This is a genomic window from Bacillus sp. FSL W8-0519 (assembly GCF_038005585.1).
Taxonomy (GTDB): Bacteria; Bacillota; Bacilli; order Bacillales; family Bacillaceae_G; genus Bacillus_A; species Bacillus_A paranthracis.
Genome location: NZ_JBBOTL010000001.1, coordinates 2,509,144 through 2,531,584, shown reverse-complemented (window position 1 = coordinate 2,531,584; position 22,441 = coordinate 2,509,144). Strand labels below are relative to the sequence as shown.

Genomic DNA, 22,441 nt, shown 5'->3' with positions numbered 1-22,441 from the left:
TCCTTACCCCCTGCAATCATTTTTGCATAATTATTTCATTCTTAAAAGGTCCACTACATATGTATTTTTTATAAAGGGCGGTACGGTTTTATAAAGTGAAACTTTAATCAATTAGTAACTTTACTCCCCGTTAATACGTGACAAATCTTTACGATATAAATTAATTATATCTTTTAAAGCTGCTGCTGCGGCTCCGCGTGGATTTGATGCACCACCAATTGTAGTAACTTGGCCCATCGTATCTGTAAAGAACGTAATCCCTTTTTCTGTCCCATTTACATTTGCTAGCGGATGATCTTTATCTATTTTGCACGGTTCAACATTTAAATTTACATTGCCATCCTCATCTTTATATGCTGATGCAATTAATTTAATAAATTTATTTTGTTCCTTAGCATTTCGAATTTGTTGTTTTGTAACATGTTCAATTCCTTTTATATGTATATCTGTAAGCATATGCTCTGTTCCCATTAAACTGTTTGTCAAAAGTAACAATTTACACGCACTATCAGAACCACTTACATCTAATATTGGGTTCGTTTCAGCAATTCCTTTACGTTGCGCTTCTTTCAGTGCTTCTTCAAACGTAATATTTTCCTCATTCATTTTCGTCAGAATATAATTTGTTGTCCCGTTTAATATTCCTTCTATTTTTTCAATATGGCAACCAGCTAAACTAAATTGACCAATATCAAGTGTAGGTAATGCGGCCGCAGTTGCACCACTATATCGAATTCGTACATTCGCAATTTTTGCTGCTTCATTTATTTCTCTCCAGTTTGTAACAAGCGCACCTTTTGAAATTGCTACTATATCCATTTGTTTCTCAATCGCTTGTTTTATATATTGTTTCCCTGGATTTCCATCTTTAAGGTTTGTAACTGTTGATTCTACCAGCACTGTACCACTTATGTTATCTGTTGCACGTTCCTTCGGATGATATTCTATATACTTTTCAATTGCACAGCTACCGCCACCATATCTTAATAAATGATGAATAGATACTCCATCTTCATTATGTATTGCAACATTTCTGCCTAATACACCGCTTACCACTAAATCTATTCCATACGTTTCATTTATATATAAATATTTTTCGTTTAATAATTTTATAAACTCTTTTCCTACTGTTCCATATCCTGATAGTACAACTTTAATTTTCATAATATCCCCCCATATTTTTCTACCAAAGCCCTCTTTCAATATAATATAAAGCGCCCTCGAATTCCATCGAGAGCGCTTTATTACTATCTATTTCGGTAAACGTGATAACTTTTCAGCAATTGCTCTATAAAACTCTTGAATGCTAGAAAAACCTAACGTGTCCGAAACACTTAATCCTACCATGTCGAGATGGTCCCAATTTGCTTTCGTTTCGATATGATTCCATTTCCCAATCTGTAATGACTCGTTATTATTTACAGTAGCATGAGATGATGGTGCAATCATAGAATTTGTATTTACTACACCATCATTTTGCCACCAAGTAGTATCAATTAATGGACGATTTTCTTCATACCTTGCATAGGAACCTAAGAAAAATGCATTCCCCATTAACACCTTATTCATTGTTATATGAGGCAAATGTAAACCTGTTATAGGTGCTGCTTGTGATGCATGTCCACTATAGGATAAGTAATACACATTTGGTTGCGTCTTTACCCAATTATTTAACTCCTTTGCACCATCTGTACTTAAATCCCATTGACTTATATCTTTTGTATTTTTCCAAATTGAACTATTTAGAATACGATCAGTATATTGTAAAGAGGACTCTCCAGCATTCTTCTTTAACCCCCATTGATCCAATTTAAAATCATATAGTGATAAATTATCGTTTCCTCCAAAACTTGCAGCTGTAATGAGTAAATCTTTAACGAACGGTAGTAGAAGACTACCATCCGCAAGTGTTGTACCGTTGTGAGGAGTTGCTAATGTTGTAACACTATGAACATATGATTTCTCGCCCTCAAATAGTGGTGATATTTTGGTGTTTGGGTGATTTTTTACATAATTTTTTTCTTCATAACTGCCTTCTTTTAATATCTGTACCAATGTTCTAATTGTTTGTCCACCCATGCTATGTCCAACTAAATGTACTTTATTTGTTTCACTCCAACTCTGCGTGAAACCATTATAAGTTCTTCCAAAACGATTATGTCCATGTTTCTCAGCGTGTGCGGCACCGTAGTCTACTGTTCCACCGTTAATTTGGGCATATAATTCACATGCACGATCCCAATTACTAGAAACTGGCCCAACGGCTGCGGTATGAACTGTATAACCATTGCGTTTCAAATCTTCCTGTATATCATGAACACCACCCCAATATTTAACCCCTAGCATTTCCTCTCTACCCCATCCGGCAAATCCGTTTACTAAAATGATCGGATAATTATTTTGTTGACTCTCTTCAGCGTATATTACTTTCGTGGCGAATGAACATACAGTCATCAATGCAAAAAAACATATTTTTAAAAATAACTTCCCCATACTTCCTCCCCCTAATAAAACGTTTACATTTTTTAAATTTACAGCATGCTTTAATAACTTAAACATAATGTAAAGTATTTTATATACGTTGTATATATAGAAAACATATACAAATGTTGATAAATATTTACTTTTTACAATACATCTTGTAAATCTGTTTATTTGAATTTATAATTAGATATAGTTTCCTCATGTTAAAAAGATTTAAAAACCATAAGAAAACTAATCTCATTGCTTCAAAAGGAGGAAAAATCATGCAAATCGGATCAAATATTCATACATTGTCTCAACCTACTAAAATAACTCCATCTAATCTTGAGCATAATACTATCTCTTCTACTAAACTTGAAAGTAAGAAAGTAAATGATCCCATCAAGTTCGATATTCGTTCATCCGAAAAAGAAATGAAACAGCCAGAGCATAAATTTAATGAATTAGATTTATGGAAGATGCTAAAAGATAAAGGTGTTCCTTTATGGATCATCCTTGAAATGCTACAAAAAGTTCGTAAAGAAAAAGAAGCTCAAAATAATTCGACTCAAAATACTAATGCGATTGAGGAAACAAACGAGACTCGATTAAATGAAGTAATGTAATCTTTTTTATATAAATAGTCTATAAACTAAAAAGAGTTCAAGCTTGATAAAGTTTCTATCAAGCTCGAACTCTTTTTTAAGATTTTTCTCCAATCGTTACAAACTGAAAAGATACTTCTCCTTCCAAACCTTTAATTAGCTTTTTTACTTTGACATTTTCATTAATCATTGTATTATCTGTCGACATTTTAGGTTTTTCGTCACCTATAGATTTTTTAAATTGAAGAAGATGCATTTTTGTTTCATTTGCTTTTATTTCCTTATATACGCTATTTTTTGCTACAATCACATACCATTGTGTTGGATAAATACGCTTGTTACCTATCCAAGCGTCACTATTGTATATGACAGGAATCTCTTTCCCTTCTAGTTTAATACTTTTCAAAGTCTTTTCGTCGTCTTGCGCAAACAGTAGCGAACCCTCTTTTGGGAATTTCGGTAACGTATTTACAGGTATATAATTAGAGCCATTGTCTCGTTCACGAAAAACTTTAGCTTTAATCAATGCTTGTGCTGTAGACTCATTTAAAATTAATACCTGTCCGTTTCCAACTTTACCTTTTTTTACAGAAAATACTTCATTTTCTTTCGTAATTTCCTGATAACGATTAATAATTGGTGAAATTTTATTTTCATCTCCAATGATTAATATACCGTTTGCAGGAAATAGATTCTCCTTTTTAGAACATGCACTAAAACTTATTAATAGTAGTATCGTTAACATAAAAATAGTTAGAGTTCTTTTCATCGCGTTTCCTTTCATCATACAGTTGATTTTTCACATACTTTCATATAGTCTTACAAGCTAATAAACTCTATTGTTCCATAACCTTATAAAGCTTTTGCAGGTAACGCCAACGGGTTATAAAGAAATATAAAACTTGTATACAAATAAATGAAATTAAAATTACGATAGAACTATTCATAATAGAAAAATCGAGTAATTGTTGTAATGCCATATAAGCGACTACGGTATGTATCACTGCAATGATAATCGGTAAGAAGAACATTAATAATAACTGTCTCGTTACAACTTTCTTTAGCTCGCGTTTACCTAATCCCATTTTCGAAATCATTTTATATTGCTGTTGATCACGATCCAAATCCGTATATAATCGGAAATAGATAAAACTAGCAGCGAATGTAAAGAAGACGATTCCGACTAAAACACTTGCCATAAGTAATAGTCCATTCGTTTGCTTCGCACTTAACAAATCTAGAGTTAAAGCTCGAAATTGAAAACTACCTTCTTCTTTCGCGAATGTACTAATTAATTCGTTTGAAATTCTCTTCGTTTTTATCCAATCGTCTACAACAAATCCGTAAGTACGATATGGAATATGAATATTATTTGGATCACTAGTAATAGGTATTTCATCATATACTTGATCCTGAACAGCGATATATATTTTTCTAGTATCATGTGGTAAAACTAAATTTTCTACAGCTTTTTCCACTTGAAATGTCTTTGTCCATTCACCTTGAATGACTTCTATACTTTTTTTATAGTCGCCATTTTTAAATTCGTGTTTTTGTGATACGACTCCAGGAATTAATAAAGTTTCACCTTCATTTTCAATTGTTTCTTGTTGATATCCAAGTGCTTTAGCAAGATCGTTATATTCGCTTAACTTCATTACAATTACATTACTTTCTGTGTATATATATGAAGCTGAAGCCATTCGATATGGAATATTAGCATCAGCAAGATGTTTTTTTATAATAGAAAGATTTTTATTTAATGCTTTATTGTTTTCAAAATCCTCATATAAAAATGTATACGGATTTGTCATCCTTACTAAATCTTTACTTCCAATTGCAGCTGTTGTACCAATCGCTGTAAATGCAACTGCTGAAACAATAGAAACTATAAAAAACATTGTTGCATTATCTTTCATACGGTAAATTAATTCAGAAATCGTTAATATATTTGTTCTCTTTAAAAAGAAAGATTCTCTCCTTTTAGCAAGATGTAATATATACACGCTACACTGTGTATATAAAAAGTACGTTCCTATAATTACTAGTAGGACACCCATTCCGAGCGTAGTAAAACTGGAACTTGAAATGAAACGAAATACTAAGAAATATCCATATCCTATACTAATTAAAGAAAGTAGTGATAATAAAATTGAAGATTTCGGTTCAGGTTTTGGTTTTTCCTCTGCTCGAATAAGTTCCACAAGTTCCGTTATTTTTACCATTTTAAATGTAAATAGTGAAACAATGAAAAATAAGAAAAGAAAAGTGATAATCGTTAATAATACAGCTTTCACTGGTGTATAAAAAGGCAAACCATTATTAATCATTAATACACTTGCGCTTATCAATAAGACTAGTTTAGAAAATATGAGTCCAATGAAAATCCCTATACAAATTGAACCAAATCCAATCAACATATTTTCAATTAATAATAATTTCTTAAATTGTCTCATTGACATACCTTGCATCATTAATATGCCAAATTCTTTCTTACGAGTTTTTAAAAATGAACTAACTGAATATAGGATAAAGAAAAATGAAAATACAAAAATCAAACCTTGCGAAATTGTAAATCCCATCGTACCATATGCACTTATTGTTGCACTTGTTGATTTTAATTCCCCTTGTAAATCAGGATGAAATAATAAAAGGGCATATGTAAAGAAAATCATAATAGAAAATGCACTACTTAAAAAATGAGCAGCATATGTACGCTTATTCCGAAAAATATTATTAAATGCGAACTGACGAAAAGTCATGCCTTTTCCCTCCTAACAAAGAAAGGACATCCATAATCTTTTGATAAAAAGTTTGCCGACTTTCACCACGATAAATTTCGTTATACAGTTGACCATCTTTTATGAAGATTACTCGGCTGCAAAAACTAGCTGCATACGGATCATGTGTAACTAACATCATCGTTGCCTTTTCTTCCTTATTAAGCGTATCCAGCATCTCCATTACATCATTTGAAGATTTAGAATCTAAATTCCCGGTCGGTTCATCAGCAAGTAATAATTGCGGCTTATGAACAATTGCACGAGCAATTGCTGTTCTTTGAGCTTGTCCCCCTGAAATTTCAAACGTTCTTTTATTCAAGATATCTGTAATATTTAATTTCTCTGCAATTTCTTCTACTCGTTTGTTCATTTCTTGCACAGAAACACCATCTAATGTCATCGGCAATACGATATTTTCCTTCACTGTAAGCGTACTAAGTAAATTAAATGATTGGAATACAAATCCTAATTGTTTTCTACGGAATAAAGCCAAATCTTCAGATGATAACTGGAAAGGATTCGTACCATTTATTACTATTTCTCCCGATGTTGGAGAGTCAATAGTAGATACCATATTTAATAACGTTGTTTTCCCGCTACCAGATGGCCCCATGATCCCTATAAATTCACCTTCTTGAATTGATAAATCAATATCTACTAATGCTTTAAAAGGTATTTTCCCTTTATATACTTTACTAATATTTTTCGCATGTAAAATTCCCATTTCTATTCTCCCTTCATTTGCACGTCTCATAACAGAGTGTAAATGAATTGTCTTACAGTTCATATTGATTCTTCTTTCATTTATCTTACACGCTTGTAAGATTTCTAAAAAAACTGATAATAACATTATTTACAAATTAAAATTAACGCATAACTATCTTATAATAATTGTATAGTGGTAGGAAATACAATCTCCTATCTTTATTATACGAAAAAGAAAAGACCGATAATGGTCTTTTCCTTCCCGAAGTTATATTTTTAACTTACGCCTTTAATTGAAATGTATTTGATAAATACTCTCTGCATCACTGATCGTAAACTCTTGTAGGTATAGATCTCCACAATCTATTTTAAATAACTTAGTGAATCTATCTTCTTCCATGTTAATCCCCCTTACTTATATTAAAGCTCCTTAATCTGCTTCGTAAGTTCCATAAATCGTTCATCCAGAGCTTTATATTCTTTATCTTTAGAAGTTAAAAAGCTTAATTTACCTAATACTTCTTGTCTTTCTGTTTCTAATGTTAAACGTAGCTCTTCGATTTCGTCTCTTGTTTTCGTAGGTTCTTCGAGCTGCTTTTGTATTGTATTGTTTACAAACACAAGCTTTGTATTAGTTGTTTTCTCCAGAAAATATCGATCGTGAGAAACGATAACGAGCGTTCCGTTATACTCAGCTAATGTATTTTCAAGCTGTTCACGTGAAGGAAGATCAAGGTGATTCGTAGGTTCATCTAAAATAAGTACATCTTTTTCATCTAAAATATAAGCCATTAGCTTACATTTTACTCGTTCACCCATACTCATATATCGAATCGGCTCTTTCCATTGGGAAGATTCAAACCCTAAATGTTTCATTAAATTTTGGACTTTTCCTCTTTCTTCAAACGTCTCTTTGAAAAATAAATCTTCTGGTGTTTTTTCCAGCGGTAAATCAAATACTTCTTGTGTTAAATAACCGATGTTTGCTGAAGGTGAAATCCATACTTCTCCTTCAGCAGTTTCGTTTCCCATAATCATCTTCAGTAAAGTTGTTTTCCCGCTACCGTTTGGTCCAACAATCGCAATCTTCTCACCGTGTTGAATTGTAAAATTAACGTTTTCAAATAATATTCGATTATTAAATTCTTTCCGCAATTGTTTTACTTCTAAGAAACGTTTCCCTACTTTTTTACTCGCTTGAATAGAAAATTCAACCGAATAATCTTCTTTCACACGTTCAACTTTCGTTTTCTCAAGCTCTTTTTCAAGACGTTTTCGTTTCGATTTTACTTGCGCATCCATTCGCTTCGCCTTTACACGATAAAACTCTTTCACACCTTCTTGTTTTGTGGACTGCGCATGTGCCTTTTGTGACCATGAGCTTAATTCTTTTATATGAGTTTCTACTTGTTCTATCTTTTTTTGTTGTTTTTCATATTCACGCTGCTGCGCCATTCTTTTATGTTCACGCGCTTTCATATAACTCGTATAATTCCCGCTATGATCAATTAATTTCTTATCCTCAATTGACCATATTCTAGTCGCAACAACATCTAAAAAATATCGATCATGCGATACGACGATAACTGTACCTTTCATATTTTTTATTTGTTTAATAAGAAATTCCGTACTCATCTCATCTAGATGATTTGTCGGTTCGTCTAATATTAAGACATTAGGATTTTCAGCAAATCCTTTTGCTAATCGAACTTTTAGCTTTTCACCACCACTTAAAGTAAGAAAATCATTCGTTGGCACGCCCCATTTCGCAAGAAGTTCTGCTTCTTTTGCAATTATATCCTTACTAACAAAAGATTCTTTTTCTTGTTCAACATATGCTGTTGTCATGTTCATTTGCATCCATTCAACAGTACCTTTTGAAGGCTCAATCTTCCCATTTATTAATTGAAGTAACGTTGATTTACCGGCACCATTTTTACCAATTAATCCGATAACATCCCCTTGTTTTACTGTCACATTCATTTTCTCTAACAACATATTTTCCTTTATTTCAACATAAACATCATTTAATTTTAATAGTTCTTTCATAATACCGATCCCTTTCATTAAGGGAGAATAAAAAAATCCTCCCAAATAAATTTGGCAGGATTAGTCGTTAAAATATTTATACCCAAATAAGCTATTGCGCAACATAAATAGCAATACCGTTGTATGGAAATTGGGCAGACTAATCCTATTTTTTAGAAATTGAAATGTATTGAATTTCAACATTTAAAAATAAGATTAGTTAATCATCGTCCACCCATCATTCCTTTCTGTCGTTAATAACCATATTGTACCATACTAGTACTGTATGAGTAAATGTAATTATATGTGCTGTTAAAAAGATTGCTTTCTTTTAGATTTATTTATCATTCCTTAACTTCATGTTGAATAAGCACAAATTACATTGATTGTAATACGTCCTTTAGGTTTCCCCAGTAATAAATTTTATATAAAAACAAAATCTTATTCGTTATCCAATAACCACTTATTGTTTTTCGATAAATTTTTATTGATTATTCCCTTGTAATAAGCTATTATATCTTTACAGAAAATATTAATGTAAGGATTGAATTTATGGACAGGACATTAGAAATCACAAAGTTAAATATGTTTGTAAGGATTTTTATCCTCCCGATTATAGTAGGGATACTTGTTGGTATACTAACGAAATTGGGGCAAGGTATACTTCCAGGAAATTGGCATTCATTAGCTAACTTAGGAAGCGTTTGGTTAGTTCCATCCTTTTTCGTGGCTAGCTTTAGTTATTCTAAGCGTACAGCTATGCTTTCTGGTATCCTTGCACTACTCGGTATGGTATTAGGCTATTATGGTTATGCAATAGTTATTAAAAATGTAGCTCACTCTATTTATTTTATATCTGTATGGATTGTATGTGCATGTATAGGAGGAACGATCTTTGGAATTGCAGGTTTTCTATGGAAAGATACTACAAATCCACTTCATAAATTCGGAAGCGCACTTTTAAGTGGAGTTTTTGTAACGGACGGACTTCACATTCTATTAAACTTTGAAGATTACAGTCACATGTTACCTGTTGGATATACGGAAGTGATAGTCGGAATTATCTTGATTCTTGTATTAGAACGCTCTAATGCTTATCGTGTGTCTTCTTTCTTAATGATGATTCCTATCACTATTTTAGGATTAATTGGGTATAAATTATTAAGTTTGTTTACTTAATTACAATACTGTATCATGAAAAAACAAAAGACTAATTGTATTATAGTCCACAAAACATATCACGTATTCGAACATTACACTTATACATAGGATAGATCCATGAAGCTATCTCTTTCAAAGGGGTGGCTTTTTTCTTACAAAAATATTTATCAGCTTTTTATTAAATCCTTCAAATTTAACAATCGTATTTATTAGTGTGTCATTATACATACTAATATAACGTTTTATCATTTCATATAACCGCTATAAAAAAAGGCTAAAAAACTTATTTCCAAAGCTCTTTAGCCTAGATCACTTATTTATACATTATAAAATTTAATTCGTACAACCGTACCTTTACCAACTTCTGAATGGATTTCTACACTATGTCCTAATTGCTTCGTAATTTCATATACGAGATATAGCCCCATTCCAGTTGATTCTTTAAAATCTCTACCATTTTCTCCTGTAAAGAAAGGTTTAAACACTCTTGGCAAATCTTGCTTCGGTATGCCTACACCATTATCAGCAATTTCAAGTATAACATTATTACCTTCCTTACAAGCTTTCACTTTAATCTTCTCTCGACTACCAGATGAATATTTAATCGCATTTGATAGTATTTGTCCAATTAAAAATTGTAACCATTTCGCATCACTTTCTACTGTAATGTCCTTATCAATTTTAAGCTCTGGATATACAAAATTCCGGATAAAGAAGCGTTTATGTTCATGCACAGAATCATTCACTATTTTATGTAATTGTACTCTTTCCACATAAAAATCTTGTGTAAATGCTTCTAAACGTGCGACATACAGTGCCATCTCTAACCCCTTTTTCAGCCTATCTGTTTCCTCATTTATACTTTCAAAACGCGAATCGACTTCATCCTGTGTAATTAATTCTATTACAGATAAAGGTGTTTTCATTTGATGAATCCACTGATTCATAAAAGTTAAATGATCATTATTTTTTCTTTCTTGTATGTGGAGCTGATTTTGATAATGGCGATATTGTACCTCAAGTAAGTCTTGAAGCGCAGCAGATATAGCTGCAAAATCAGATTTTTGAACCGATTCATCTAAAGATTGCATCGGGTTTGCTAATCGTTCATAGAAAGTACGATGAGTAAAGTAACGAAATACTAAATAGCCTACCATAAAAAAGGCACCTAAAAACATTGCATACAATGCCGTCGCGATATGCTTATGCCCATCAAACCAATATACGAGAAATATGGATAATAGTTGGATGACTGTAAAACAAATAAGAGGTATATGATCACGAATAAACAATCTTATCATTTTTCCATACCAGTATCCCAAGTAATATGCAATCTATATCCAACACTACGAATCGTTTCAATCGCACCCTCAATCTGTAACGTTTTTAACTTTTTTCTCACACGTGTTGTATTTACACTTAATGTATTATCATCAACATAGGATTCGCTATCCCATAATTTATTTAATAGCACTTCTCTACTCACAACACGCGGATAATTTTTCATTAACATTTCTAATAAAATAGCTTCATTTCTCGTTACATCAATTTCTTGATTCTTAAGCTTCAATACAAGCCTTTCAGGATATAAACAAAGACCATGTTGTTCAACCATCCGTTCTTCTATTTTCGGTGCATAATCTCCGTAAGCACGCCTTAAATGACTTCGAATTTTAGCCATTACAACTTCGTAATGGAATGGCTTTGAAATGAAATCATCGCCACCGTTTTCTAGCGCCATAACTTGATCCATCGTACCTTCACGAGCTGAAATAAATAATATCGGACATGTAGAAACTCCGCGAATTTGACGACACCAATAGTAACCATCAAAACTCGGTAAATTAATATCTAATAAAACTAACTCTGGTTGTTCTTCTAAAAAAATATTTAATACATTATGAAAATCCGATACAATAATCCCTTCATACCCATATTTCGCAACATGTGTTGATAATAGTTCTGCAATTTTCATATCGTCTTCTACAATCATAATTTTAACCATGTGTTTACTCCTTTTTCGATCCACAATCTTATATTCAATTATATAAAATAAATACTACCTTTTTTTATATAATCCGTAAATCAAAAAAGATACTTTTATACAAAATCATCCTTCTTCTATCATTTCTTATTTAATATGGAATTCACTCATAGTAAACCCCAATTTCTCCACATAATTCATCCCTAATTCCATTCGAGCAGTCTTCAGCGGGTCCACAACTTGACAAACTTTTAAATCGCCGGCTGCTGATAATAAAAGCGTGGCATCAGCTTTAGACATTTCTAATTCTTCATGTAAAAATGTCACCATATTACGTACAGCTCGATTCGCTGCATCATCTAGCAATTTTTCTGAAGCTATCGTCATTACTTTTTCTTTTTGAATAGCCATTGGCAATGGCCATTTCTTTCCTTTTATAATCTGAACTGTTACCGTCACCTCACCAGCAACCTCTACTCCACTAACCCCAATTTCACCATCGCCCATCGCTGCGTGTAAATCACCTAATGCTAATAGAGCACCAGGAACATTTACAGGTAATAATAATGTTGTCCCTTCTTTTATCTCTTTACAGTCCATATTCCCGCCGTGATCATGTGGTGTGCCACATGAAATGCTCGCTTCTTTCGGCGCTGTTCCAATTACACCGATCATTGGATTAATCGGGATTTGTAGTTCATTTGAAAACAAAACATGTTCATTATGTACTGAGACAATTTTCACTGTATTTTCATGTAGCTCTTCACCCATTACACCAAGATTTGCACCTGTAGTTAAAACGCCTTTCTCTGCAATTTTTATCTTTTCAATGGTAACAACTAATATATCACCAAGTTCTGCACCATTAATATATACCGGACCAGTCGCTGGATTAATCCGGTTCCAATCTAACTCTTGAAACACAACATCTTCAGAATCAATTTGATTTTCAAAGCAATCATATGTTTCGAATATAAGGCGACTCCCAATTTCCACTTCCATACATGGTTTATTTTCTGGTGACATTGCGTAAATGATATGTTCTTTCTGAATTCGATACATATTATCTCTCCTCTTTATATTTGTCTACAATTACTAATTAGCTTTTTTCATAAAAGCTCCTTTTAATAATTAATAAATTTACATATAGAAAAGCACTTAGCTTATTTTCATACATACACTCTTTACTATAACAGGTAAAGAAAGGTGGTATCACTATGCCCCTTATTCCATATAACGAAAGCGATGTTGATTTACTAGCTCGTTTAATGCGTGCTGAAGCTGAAGGCGAAGGTCGACAAGGTGAACAACTTGTTGGCTGCGTAGTAGTAAATCGTGTATTTTGTGATTGCTTAGATTTTAAACAACTCCGTACCGTACGTGATGCTGTATATCAAAGCCCTGGTGGATTCGAAGCAGTGCAATACGGATATTTTTATCAACGCGCTCGTGAATCAGAAAAAGAAATCGCACGAAAAGTTTTACAAGGTGAGTGGCGCTGGCCTGCACGATGGGCTCTTTGGTATTTCCGTCCAGTTGGAGCTTGTCCGCCCGAATGGTATAACCAGCCATTTGTAGGACAGTTTAAAAGTCATTGTTTTTATGAACCTAGTGGTGATGAATGTCCGAAATTGTATTCACGGTAGTAAAATTTGGAACGCAAGTACTTAGAATTTTGGGTACTTGCGTTACTTTTAACTTTGTTTTAGAAATCTAATAATGCAATGGTTTTTTCTATACCTACCACATGTATTAATAATGGTATACGAGGACCATTTGATTGATTCATAATGAGTTTATATATAATATTGAATAATTGTTTTTGATTTTCTTTCATTATTTTTTTATTTTCATGATGACAAATCGAATAAAATTGCTCCATTATGTTCGAATAATCTTTATTTGAACGCAGTATTTTACAAACTTCTACCAGCCATTTTTTTTGCCTTTCCTCTAATGTGTTATAAAACTCTGTATTTTTCTCCTGATTTACCGCCATTAATTTTTCAGATTGAAAGTTTCTTATCCAATGCTCTGCACGATTACTTATCGCTCTCATTTCATCTAACGCATAGCTCCTATCTATTTTCTCTAATATCTCCTGTAAAATAAATGAGTCAAAATTTAATAACGGCAACGTTCCTGCTACTTGATTAAATTTCGGATATTCTTTAAATCCGCTATCAACTCTAGAAAGTTTAATTGCATCAAATAAATCTTCATTTTTGAGCGTTTTATTTTTATAACTATCTTTTAATCGTTCATACTCTGTATAATTGCGAATCACATCTTCATCAAGACCGATATGAAAAGATGCGCTTGGTCTATATTTTACAAACATAAATAGAATCACTTCTGGTAAATACACTTTTAACAACTCGCTAGGTGTAATACTATTCCCTGAGGAACTAGACATTTTTTCATGATGCCCTTTAATTCCAATAAAATCGTAAGCAATGTAATGAGGCGCTTCACGATTGAATATTTTTCTCGCAATTTCTTTTGATACATTATAACTACCCGTTTCTGATGAATGATCTCTTCCGCCCGGCTCAAAAACAATATCCTCTATCATCCATCTCATCGGCCAATCGATTTTCCAATTCAGTTTCATTTCATTTGTATTTAATACCGATAATTCAGTTTGATTTCCGCATTCACATTCATACCGAACTGTTTTTAATACTTCATCAAAATGTGTAATCGTTGTCGCATCTTTCCCGCATTTCTCACAATATAATGTAACCGGATAAAAGCCCTCTCGCTCTTCTTCACTACACTCTCCCGTTTTAAAACTCATTAAAATATCATATATTTCTTTTCTTTTATATAAAGCCTCCAATATGTTTTTGTTATATCTTCCACTTCTATATTCAGCATGTTGATATATGAATTCCACTTCAATCCCAAATACTTGAAGCGATTCCTCAAACTCTTTTTCAAAATGCTCGGCATATGAATTATGACATCCATACGGATCTGGTATATCACAGTATGGCATTCCGATATACTTTACAAAAGATGAATCAACATTTTTAGGGACTTTTCTAAATCTGTCGTAATCATCCCATGAAAATATAAAACGAGTCTTTTTCCCTAAATCTTGAAGCGCCCTTACAACAAAATAAGTCGTTACGATTTCACGAAAGTTCCCAATATGAACAGAACCAGATGGACTAATTCCAGATGCGCAAACAAAAGTTTCTTTGTTTGGATGTTTTCTAATTAATTCGTGTGCTACTTCATACGCCCAATGCATATGTTACTCACCTCAATTGTTTTTTGTTTTCAGATTTTCAGTTTTATACAATAAAAAAACTCCCACCCCCAAGATTATTCATCTTGAGGACGAGAGTTATTAGCTTCGCGGTACCACCTCAGTTTGTCAATATGTCGCCATATTAACCTCTTCAGGTACGGCAAAATATGCTTATACCCTATCTCTATAACGGGAGATCCCGTCGCACCATCCCTAAATAAATTAGTTCCTTGCGCAGCTCCAAGTCTTTTTTCATTAAGATGTATACTGCTCTTTCTCAGCTACCAGAGCTCTCTGTACGTATTCTTTCTTAACTACTCTTCTCTTCCATGCCATTTTACATATTAGTTTTTTCATATGATAATTTAAAATAGTTTCATTGTCAAACTTTTCCGAAATAAAACAGTATAATTATCTAAAAAAATTCTTTATCGCTTCTAATTGAATTTTGTGGCTACACTCATCACAACAATATACCCCTTTTGGTTTCTCTTTAAATCGCTTATATTTTTCACTGCCTTCATAAACACGAAATATATTTTTACAAGAAAAACAAACAATTTCATAAAACATCATATGCATTTTCCTCTCAATATTTATACATTGTTTTAATCACTCGAGAAAATCAGTTTTTCCATGGTACAAATCTTAATATTTTCTGATTAAAAGGTTTGTCCCTATTCTTATCGAATTATATAAATATCTTATAAAGCGAGGTGAACATCTTGGACAGTAATATAGAATTAGTTTTAGATGCGAAAGCAAGTTTAGCTGAAGGACCATCTCGGAATGAAAAAAAGCAACTTTTATACTGGGTTGATATTGTGGAGAAACAATTATGCATATTTAGTCCTACCGCTAATACAAACCGAGTAATTGCTCTCAATCAACAAATTGGCTGTGTTGTTCCATATTTAGATGACGTACTACTCCTAGCTATGGAAAATGGCTTTTATTCTATTAATCTAGGAACAAAAAAACTGACACATATTTTTGACCCTGAACCACATTTATTTAAAAATCGTTTTAATGATGGAAAATGCGATCCGGCAGGACGTTTTTGGGCAGGTACTACAGATACATACGGTATTAATGCTGCTGGCTCCTTGTATTGTTTAAATAATAATTTAAAGGTAGAGAAAAAAGTTTCAAATGTAAATACATCAAATGGAATTGCTTGGTCACCTGATTATACATACCTTTACTTTATTGATACACCTACTAAAAAAGTAGTTCGTTTTCATTATGATATAAGTACTGGAGAAATTTGCAATCCAAGCGATGTAATCCTTTTCTCTGAGAATGAAGGTCTACCTGATGGTATGACAATTGACAAGGAAGGTTGCTTATGGATTGCTCATTGGGGAGGTTCAAAGATTACTAGATGGAACCCTTCAACTGGTGAACAAATATTAAGTATCCCGATTCCAGCGCTATATGTAACATCTTGTACATTTGGAGGGCCTAATTTAACCGACCTATATGTTACAACAGCCAGTACAAGAATGACGGATGACGAATTAAAGCAATATCCACATGCTGGTGGTATTTTTCGAATTCAAACAAATGTAAAAGGTTGTCCTACCCATTCATTTTGCAATAATAATATTGGAGCTGAAACACTATGAATCGCATTAATTATATAAGACAAGAAGAAAAGAAATATCACGACCTTTGCTATGAACAATATAAACTATTTGAAACTGGTTCTTGGCTGTACAAACCGGTTAAAACAGTTATGGATTTGATGGATTATTTTGAAGGAAAAAACAACTTGCAAGTACTTGATCTCGGCTCTGGCGTTGGAAGAAATAGTATTCCCATTGCCCAAAAGATTCAAAATGCGAGTGGTACTGTTACATGTGTGGATTTACTTGATTCTGCTTTAACAAAATTACAAACTTATAGTAAAGAATATGGTGTAATTAATAATATTAAAATAGAACAAGTAGCAATTGAAAACTACTACATTCAACGTAATACTTATGATTATATCGTTGCAGTATCCAGTTTAGAGCATGTTCAATCAGAAGAAGATTTAAAAAACGTGCTCCATTCTATGAAAGAAGGTACAAAAAGCAGCGGTATGAATTGTTTAATTATTAATTCGAACATACAAGAAATTGACTTACATACAAATGAAGAGTTAGATGCTTTAATTGAAATTAACCTTCCTACTGAAGATATGATATATCTATTAAAAAGCATTTATAAGGAATGGAAAGAAATTAAAGTTGAAATAAAAGAATTAGTCTATGATATTGTTCGCGATGAAAGGCATATTCAATTAAAAACAAATGCTATTACGTTTGTAGTTCAGAAATAATCGTATAATAAAGATATGATTATTTCTCTCAGATTTATTTTTATTGCACGAAATTTGCAACTTTAAATATTTATGAAACAAAAAATAAAAGAGCACTTGTTTCCGCAAGTGCTCTTTTGGGGATTTTGAGATACCCTATTAACGAAAGTTAAGGTTACTTAAAGTTAAAAGGTATTTCTATTATATGCTTGTCCTCTTTATTTGTGCATAATTAATATATAAACATATTCAATCATTCTTAATAACTTTTAGTTATAGTTCTTTCTTACATTTTATCGTTAAAAAGTTGATTGAAGGTTTATTTGCCATGTTCTTATTTGGTTCATCAATTTCCGAAACTTGTACTAGTCCATATTTTTTAAAATCCTGTTTTATAGATTCAGAATCATAGAAGAACATTTTTACACCTTCCATTATCTCATAATAATCTTTATCCAACTGTTTTCCTTTGCCATACATTGGAGCCTTTTTAGAAACAGTTGTAAAAACCATATATCCACCAGGTTTTAACTGATTATAACAATCTTTAATAAATTTCTCTCTTTCCTGTTCATTCAACAAATGAAGAAGTGCATGACTAAATATACCATCATACAGTTTATTATCAAAAGGCATTTCATTTACTGAACCGTGATAGATACTAACATCTTCTAGTCCGTTTTCTCTTGCTAAATCGATCGCTGTTTTCGAAATTTCAATACCTGTTACATTTATACTATTTTCGATAAATACCTTTGCGTTTCTTCCATAGCCAATACCCGGAACTAATATGTCTTTAACATTGTTTTCCACAAAAAAATCTTTTGTCAAAATTGCAGATTCTGTAGGTTCAAACCCCCACATCGTTTGTTTCTCAATAAAACTTGATTCCCAAAATTCCATTATGATTCTATCTCCTTGTTCTAATCCTATTTTTAATATCACATTAAAAACTTATAAATTTTAGTGCTGCGGTTACCTATGCCAAATTAATTTTTTACCACATTCACTATAGGTTCATTGAATATAGCATAATAATAAGCCTATATCTAATTTTAAGATTGGGTTATTATTTCCCCTATATTATTGTGTAAAAAAATAGAAAAACCAATACTTCCGTTGTAGTATTGATTTTTCTTAAGATAAATTATCTTTTTATATTGTACTGATCTATTACTTTTTCTAACATTTCTAAAGTTATCGGTTGAGCTTTCTCTATTAATTGGTAACCAATCCGCCCATTCGGTTCAGCTGTAACTTGCTGTAAACTCTTTAAATCATGAATCCCTTTTTCTCTTAATTGCATATATAGTTGTTGTTCCGACATTTTCGCCTTCATCAAATTCTCTTTTACAATCTCTCCATTTTCTACTACTATAATGCTACTGCCATTTAGGAATTGTTCCATCTTCTTTGATTTCAATTCAAAGAAATGAATGATAAGAAGGACGCCTGCAAATATTACAGCTGCAAATATAGATGGGCCTACTTTCCTACTTAATACAGGCTCCACAATAATACGTGCAATTGATACTACTATAATAATTTCAGCTCTTGTCATTTGGCTAACAGATTTACTACCTGTCATTTTTAATGCAATAATCCCAGTCAGAATTAAAATAATGCTTTCAAAAATCATATTCATAATAGCCCAATCCTTTAATGGTGAATGTTACTAGCATTCCCATTTCATATAGCATTCTAAATGTATTTTAATTAAACTTTTTTGTAAAAATCAAACTTACATATACTGAAAAAGAATCTATTTTGACCAACCTTTTTTCAATAAAGATTTGATAATCCATCTTCCATTATCAAAAAAATAAAAAGCACCCGAATGGATGCATATAGATTAAACTTATTCATTATTACTTTCTTCACTTTCATCATCAACTGATTTGGAGTCTAACATGCTGCCTATATCAGGCGGTAAAGCTAACTCTATTCCAGCTATTGGTTGATTATCTTCATTAAACCATTGTTTCTTAAATCTAATTAATTCTTCATTTTTCTTTTTTTCATCCATATTACCCCGCCTTTTATGTACATGATATGAAACATTTTACTTAATATGTACATTAAGAAAGATAATATACTATATATACTATTTGTACATATTGGAAAAGCAAAACCTCTTCTTTGTTTACACAACTCGTTATACCTGGTCATTTATCGATCTGTTTTGTGTTTGACATAATTATGAACGTATTCCCCACTCTTTTTGTAAAGACGTTATAAGTGATATTGTAATCGATTTAGATAACGGCTATATTTATTTACCTAATTGATAAGCCTATCCTTGTCCTTTGCCTTTATTTATTGTACATTTCTGCCCAGCATTTAATAAAACAATTAGCCCTACATTAACTATTCTGACAACATTTTAAGAAAAGTTGTTGCCGCCCAAATGAAATACGCAAGTTGCGTCATGATATACATCGTAATTTCAAAACCTGTAAGCTTTCTTTCCCTTTTGATTTTCTTTAAATATCTATAAAAACAAAATGAACATAGAAGTAATAAAACAATAGACATTTGAAATAGATTTTCCACTAAAAGAACTGCCATTTATTTCATCACCTTTCCAATAAAAAAGTATATAGTTCAAGCATATCATGTTAATGGAAGTAATTACCTTAATTTTCAAATTAAATAATCTTCCTAAGTAAAAGAAGTCACTTTTTTTTAATGTTTCAATACAATATTATGTAATTCACTACGCTCTATATAATATTAGATTACTTTTTCTTTTAATGTACATGCTTAGGAGGAAGTTTTACATGCAATTGATTCATAACATAAAAAAAGCGTTTCATAACTTATGTGACTACGATACGGCAAATCTAATATCCGCTATTCAATCATTAAATATTACACTTCATAAAATATCTCCTTTTATTACTTCACCACTTAACCTTGAATACGGAAGAAATGTTATCTATAAGTCTGAATTTGTGGAGATTTTAGTATTAAATTTCCCTAGCAAAGCAAAGACTCTTATTCATGATCACGGAATATCTATAGGATGTATATTAATAGTCAATGGTACGCTACAAAATATTACGTACGAAAAAAATAGAGAATGGATTGAAGAGTTTACAGAGGGAAATATTTTCACCGTAAAAAAAGATACTGTGCATAAAATGTATAATGCTACAGATTCAACAGCAATAACATTCCATGTATATTCACCACCATTAAAAGATGTACAAATATATGAGTAGTCTTTAAAAGGAGGAAATATGCAAAATTTAAAGGATCACTATATAAAGAGCTTACAAGATGGTCGAAATGTTTGGCTCTATGGAAAAAAAGTAGATGTAACTACAGACAACAATTTTTCGGGGACACTATGTACCATTTCTAATTTATTTTCGTTATTTGATGATCCCAAACAGAGAGATTCTATTGGATATGTGAGCCCAAAAACGAAAGACTTTGTTCATAAATCATTTTTAGTTCCGAATTCCTATAATGAATTATTAATGAGAAGAACTGCATTTGAAACATGGGGTTATGCTACAGACGGTGTAATGAGTAGACTATCTGATTACGCAAGATCGAGACTTACTGGCTGGTACGTATCAAGAGATTTTTATAAAAAGTTCGATGCACAGTTTCCAGATAAAATCGCATCTTATTACGAAAAAGCTAGGGATAATCACTTGTTTTTAAGTGTAGTCCAACGTGATCCACAAATAAATCGCTCAACAGAATCAATGTTAAATGCAAATGACTTAGGGTTGCTAAGAGTTACAAAGGAAACTTCTGATGGAATTTATTTAAGTGGTGCGAAAATGATAGGAACTGCTTCTCCTTATTCAAATGATTTATTAATCTACCCATTAACAAAACTGACTGACGCTCAAAAAGATTTAGCTCACTTTCTTATCGTGGCAGCCAATTCTCCAGGGTTACATATGGTTTGTAGAGAACCATATGCAAATACAACTTCAAGCACAGTTGATTCCCCTATTAGCTCACAGTATGATGAAATGGATGCACTATTAATCTTCGATAATGTATTTGTCCCTTGGGAACGTGTTTTACTTTATAACAATCCAGAAGCAATTTGGGCTATAAAATCAGATACAGCTTCTAGTAGTTTAGCTTATCATCAAGCTATAGTACGATTACTAATAAAGCTAGAATTTATAACTGCGATTGCTTTTGAAATTGCTGAAGCAATTGGAGCTCACACTTATTTGCATGTTCAAGAAAAACTTGGAGAATTAATTATGCAAATCGAAACAATTCGCGCACTTTTAATTGCTGCGGAAGTTGAAGGTACTACAAATGAAACAAAAACTTATTTACCAAACTTTAAATATATCGAAACTGCAAGGAATCTTGGTTCTAAATATTATCCCCGCGCAATAGAAATTTTACAATTAATTGGAGCAGGTGGCTTCATTCAACTTCCTTCAAGCTCGATTGATTTCCAGAGTCCAATAGCTGATTTATTAAAAAAGCACTTTAAAGGAACAAATATAGATGCCGAACAACGCACAAAATTATTTAAGTTAGCCTGGGATATTATTGGAAGCCCATTAGGATCAAGACACGAATTATACGAAAGATTTTACGCGGGAGATCCAATACGAAATACAGCTACACAATATGTAAATTATGATAAAAATCACTTTAAAAAGATGCTAAGTAAATATTTATGATGAAAAAGAGCACCCTTTGCTAAGAGTGCTCTTAAAAAATATATAATTATCCAGTTACATATATAGTTGCTCCGACCACAACTGCTACTTTTTCCGTAATGGTTTCATCTTATTCACCTTTATGTTTCTAATTAAGCTTTATAACTTTTGGTATATGCTTCCTATCATATTTCCTCATATAGATTTCTCCATCTGGAGTAACGAATTGTAAAACAATCTCACCACATACCCCATCTAGTATTTCAAATTCACCTTCTGCATTTGAAATACTGCGTTCCTTACCTTTAATAGAATCTTCATAAATTTTCACATTAAAATATAGGTTCGTTATTTTGACCTATGATAATACCTCTTGAATACTTACCAACGACAATGCATTTCTTTTTTATAATAATTAGTCACAACTATAGCTTAAATTATTACAACGGTACACACAAACAAGAGAATTATTTTACGCCTCACAACAAACCTCCTT

General features: G+C 32.1%; 22 protein-coding genes, 2 pseudogenes and 1 other annotated feature. Of the genes and pseudogenes, 7 read left to right on the top strand and 17 right to left on the bottom strand.

Translation table 11 applies throughout. The annotated features are described in order from the left end of the window. Positions 1-120 precede the first annotated feature (120 nt). Positions 121-1,164, bottom strand: a complete 1,044-nt coding sequence (locus NST14_RS13225; protein ID WP_000695906.1) for a homoserine dehydrogenase — start codon at positions 1,162-1,164, stop codon at positions 121-123. A gap of 87 nt (positions 1,165-1,251) precedes the next feature. Further along, positions 1,252-2,493, bottom strand: a complete 1,242-nt coding sequence (locus NST14_RS13220; protein ID WP_000517043.1) for an esterase/lipase family protein — start codon at positions 2,491-2,493, stop codon at positions 1,252-1,254. A 254-nt stretch (positions 2,494-2,747) separates the two neighbouring features. Between NST14_RS13220 and NST14_RS13215 the strand changes: the two genes are divergently transcribed. Beyond that, positions 2,748-3,089: a DUF3914 domain-containing protein gene (locus tag NST14_RS13215; RefSeq protein ID WP_001165503.1), complete on the top strand. Its 342-nt coding sequence runs from the start codon at positions 2,748-2,750 to the stop codon at positions 3,087-3,089. Positions 3,090-3,165: 76 nt separating this feature from the next. On the opposite strand, the gene NST14_RS13210 is transcribed toward NST14_RS13215, so the two are convergent. The 5 genes and pseudogenes from NST14_RS13210 to abc-f all read right to left on the bottom strand — a co-directional run bounded on the left by NST14_RS13210 (position 3,166) and on the right by abc-f (position 8,605). Beyond that, on the bottom strand, positions 3,166-3,837 hold the full coding sequence (locus tag NST14_RS13210; RefSeq protein ID WP_002163634.1) for a lipoprotein BA_5634 family protein: 672 nt from the start codon (positions 3,835-3,837) through the stop codon (positions 3,166-3,168). Positions 3,838-3,904: 67 nt separating this feature from the next. Continuing rightward, positions 3,905-5,830 carry an ABC transporter permease gene (locus NST14_RS13205; RefSeq protein ID WP_000144167.1) on the bottom strand — a complete coding sequence of 642 codons (1,926 nt, stop codon included), beginning with the start codon at positions 5,828-5,830 and terminating at the stop codon, positions 3,905-3,907. After that, positions 5,805-6,575, bottom strand: a complete 771-nt coding sequence (locus NST14_RS13200) for an ABC transporter ATP-binding protein (protein WP_000511813.1) — start codon at positions 6,573-6,575, stop codon at positions 5,805-5,807. Before NST14_RS13200 ends, NST14_RS13205 begins: the two co-directional genes overlap by 26 nt. Before the next feature lie 282 nt (positions 6,576-6,857). Then, a pseudogene (locus NST14_RS13195) lies at positions 6,858-6,956 on the bottom strand (acetyltransferase); the annotation flags it as partial. Positions 6,957-6,976: 20 nt separating this feature from the next. Continuing rightward, the gene (gene abc-f, locus NST14_RS13190; protein WP_002170234.1) at positions 6,977-8,605 is read right to left on the bottom strand and encodes a ribosomal protection-like ABC-F family protein; all 1,629 of its coding nucleotides are present in this window, start codon (positions 8,603-8,605) and stop codon (positions 6,977-6,979) included. A gap of 531 nt (positions 8,606-9,136) precedes the next feature. Between abc-f and NST14_RS13185 the strand changes: the two genes are divergently transcribed. Next, a complete protein-coding gene (locus NST14_RS13185; protein ID WP_000376248.1) occupies positions 9,137-9,763 on the top strand; it encodes a DUF6518 family protein in 627 nt (208 codons plus the stop codon). 299 nt (positions 9,764-10,062) lie between these two features. Here the strand turns inward: NST14_RS13185 and NST14_RS13180 are convergent, their stop codons facing one another. From NST14_RS13180 to NST14_RS13170, 3 genes are all read right to left on the bottom strand, one after another. Then, positions 10,063-11,046, bottom strand: coding sequence for a sensor histidine kinase (locus NST14_RS13180; RefSeq protein WP_002163637.1), 984 nt, complete (start codon positions 11,044-11,046; stop codon positions 10,063-10,065). Continuing rightward, complete coding sequence (locus NST14_RS13175; RefSeq protein ID WP_000238970.1) at positions 11,043-11,750, bottom strand: response regulator transcription factor; 708 nt, start codon at positions 11,748-11,750, stop codon at positions 11,043-11,045. The genes NST14_RS13180 and NST14_RS13175 overlap by 4 nt, the downstream gene beginning before the upstream one ends. A 126-nt stretch (positions 11,751-11,876) precedes the next feature. Further along, a complete protein-coding gene (locus tag NST14_RS13170) occupies positions 11,877-12,791 on the bottom strand; it encodes an acetamidase/formamidase family protein (RefSeq protein ID WP_229142738.1) in 915 nt (304 codons plus the stop codon). Between the two features lie 155 nt (positions 12,792-12,946). On the opposite strand from NST14_RS13170, the gene NST14_RS13165 reads away from it, so the two are divergent. Then, positions 12,947-13,375, top strand: coding sequence for a cell wall hydrolase (locus NST14_RS13165; RefSeq protein ID WP_001128419.1), 429 nt, complete (start codon positions 12,947-12,949; stop codon positions 13,373-13,375). A gap of 59 nt (positions 13,376-13,434) precedes the next feature. Here NST14_RS13165 and lysS read toward each other — a convergent pair whose 3' ends face one another. Both lysS and NST14_RS13155 read right to left on the bottom strand, forming a co-directional pair. After that, complete coding sequence (lysS, locus tag NST14_RS13160; protein WP_229142737.1) at positions 13,435-14,988, bottom strand: lysine--tRNA ligase; 1,554 nt, start codon at positions 14,986-14,988, stop codon at positions 13,435-13,437. A gap of 82 nt (positions 14,989-15,070) precedes the next feature. Further along, positions 15,071-15,327 (bottom strand) — a binding site (T-box leader). Between the two features lie 72 nt (positions 15,328-15,399). Further along, positions 15,400-15,570: a DUF2197 domain-containing protein gene (locus NST14_RS13155; RefSeq protein WP_000551046.1), complete on the bottom strand. Its 171-nt coding sequence runs from the start codon at positions 15,568-15,570 to the stop codon at positions 15,400-15,402. A 143-nt stretch (positions 15,571-15,713) separates the two neighbouring features. On the opposite strand from NST14_RS13155, the gene NST14_RS13150 reads away from it, so the two are divergent. Both NST14_RS13150 and NST14_RS13145 read left to right on the top strand, forming a co-directional pair. Beyond that, the gene (locus tag NST14_RS13150; protein WP_229142736.1) at positions 15,714-16,616 is read left to right on the top strand and encodes an SMP-30/gluconolactonase/LRE family protein; all 903 of its coding nucleotides are present in this window, start codon (positions 15,714-15,716) and stop codon (positions 16,614-16,616) included. Next, positions 16,613-17,314: a class I SAM-dependent methyltransferase gene (locus NST14_RS13145; RefSeq protein ID WP_095842910.1), complete on the top strand. Its 702-nt coding sequence runs from the start codon at positions 16,613-16,615 to the stop codon at positions 17,312-17,314. The genes NST14_RS13150 and NST14_RS13145 overlap by 4 nt, the downstream gene beginning before the upstream one ends. Before the next feature lie 252 nt (positions 17,315-17,566). Here the strand turns inward: NST14_RS13145 and NST14_RS13140 are convergent, their stop codons facing one another. From NST14_RS13140 to NST14_RS13125, 4 genes are all read right to left on the bottom strand, one after another. Further along, complete coding sequence (locus NST14_RS13140) at positions 17,567-18,196, bottom strand: class I SAM-dependent methyltransferase (protein WP_000397616.1); 630 nt, start codon at positions 18,194-18,196, stop codon at positions 17,567-17,569. A gap of 244 nt (positions 18,197-18,440) precedes the next feature. Further along, on the bottom strand, positions 18,441-18,938 hold the full coding sequence (locus NST14_RS13135) for a DUF421 domain-containing protein (protein ID WP_001055958.1): 498 nt from the start codon (positions 18,936-18,938) through the stop codon (positions 18,441-18,443). A gap of 213 nt (positions 18,939-19,151) precedes the next feature. After that, complete coding sequence (locus NST14_RS13130; protein ID WP_000343608.1) at positions 19,152-19,319, bottom strand: hypothetical protein; 168 nt, start codon at positions 19,317-19,319, stop codon at positions 19,152-19,154. Positions 19,320-19,660: 341 nt separating this feature from the next. Then, a complete protein-coding gene (locus NST14_RS13125) occupies positions 19,661-19,861 on the bottom strand; it encodes a hypothetical protein (RefSeq protein ID WP_000279690.1) in 201 nt (66 codons plus the stop codon). Between the two features lie 212 nt (positions 19,862-20,073). Between NST14_RS13125 and NST14_RS13120 the strand changes: the two genes are divergently transcribed. Both NST14_RS13120 and NST14_RS13115 read left to right on the top strand, forming a co-directional pair. Further along, the gene (locus NST14_RS13120; protein WP_061535665.1) at positions 20,074-20,517 is read left to right on the top strand and encodes a cysteine dioxygenase; all 444 of its coding nucleotides are present in this window, start codon (positions 20,074-20,076) and stop codon (positions 20,515-20,517) included. Between the two features lie 18 nt (positions 20,518-20,535). After that, a complete protein-coding gene (locus NST14_RS13115) occupies positions 20,536-21,966 on the top strand; it encodes a 4-hydroxyphenylacetate 3-hydroxylase family protein (RefSeq protein WP_001180373.1) in 1,431 nt (476 codons plus the stop codon). Positions 21,967-22,093: 127 nt separating this feature from the next. Here the strand turns inward: NST14_RS13115 and NST14_RS13110 are convergent. Continuing rightward, positions 22,094-22,374, bottom strand: a pseudogene (locus tag NST14_RS13110) (carboxypeptidase regulatory-like domain-containing protein). Between the last annotated feature and the right edge of the window lie 67 nt (positions 22,375-22,441).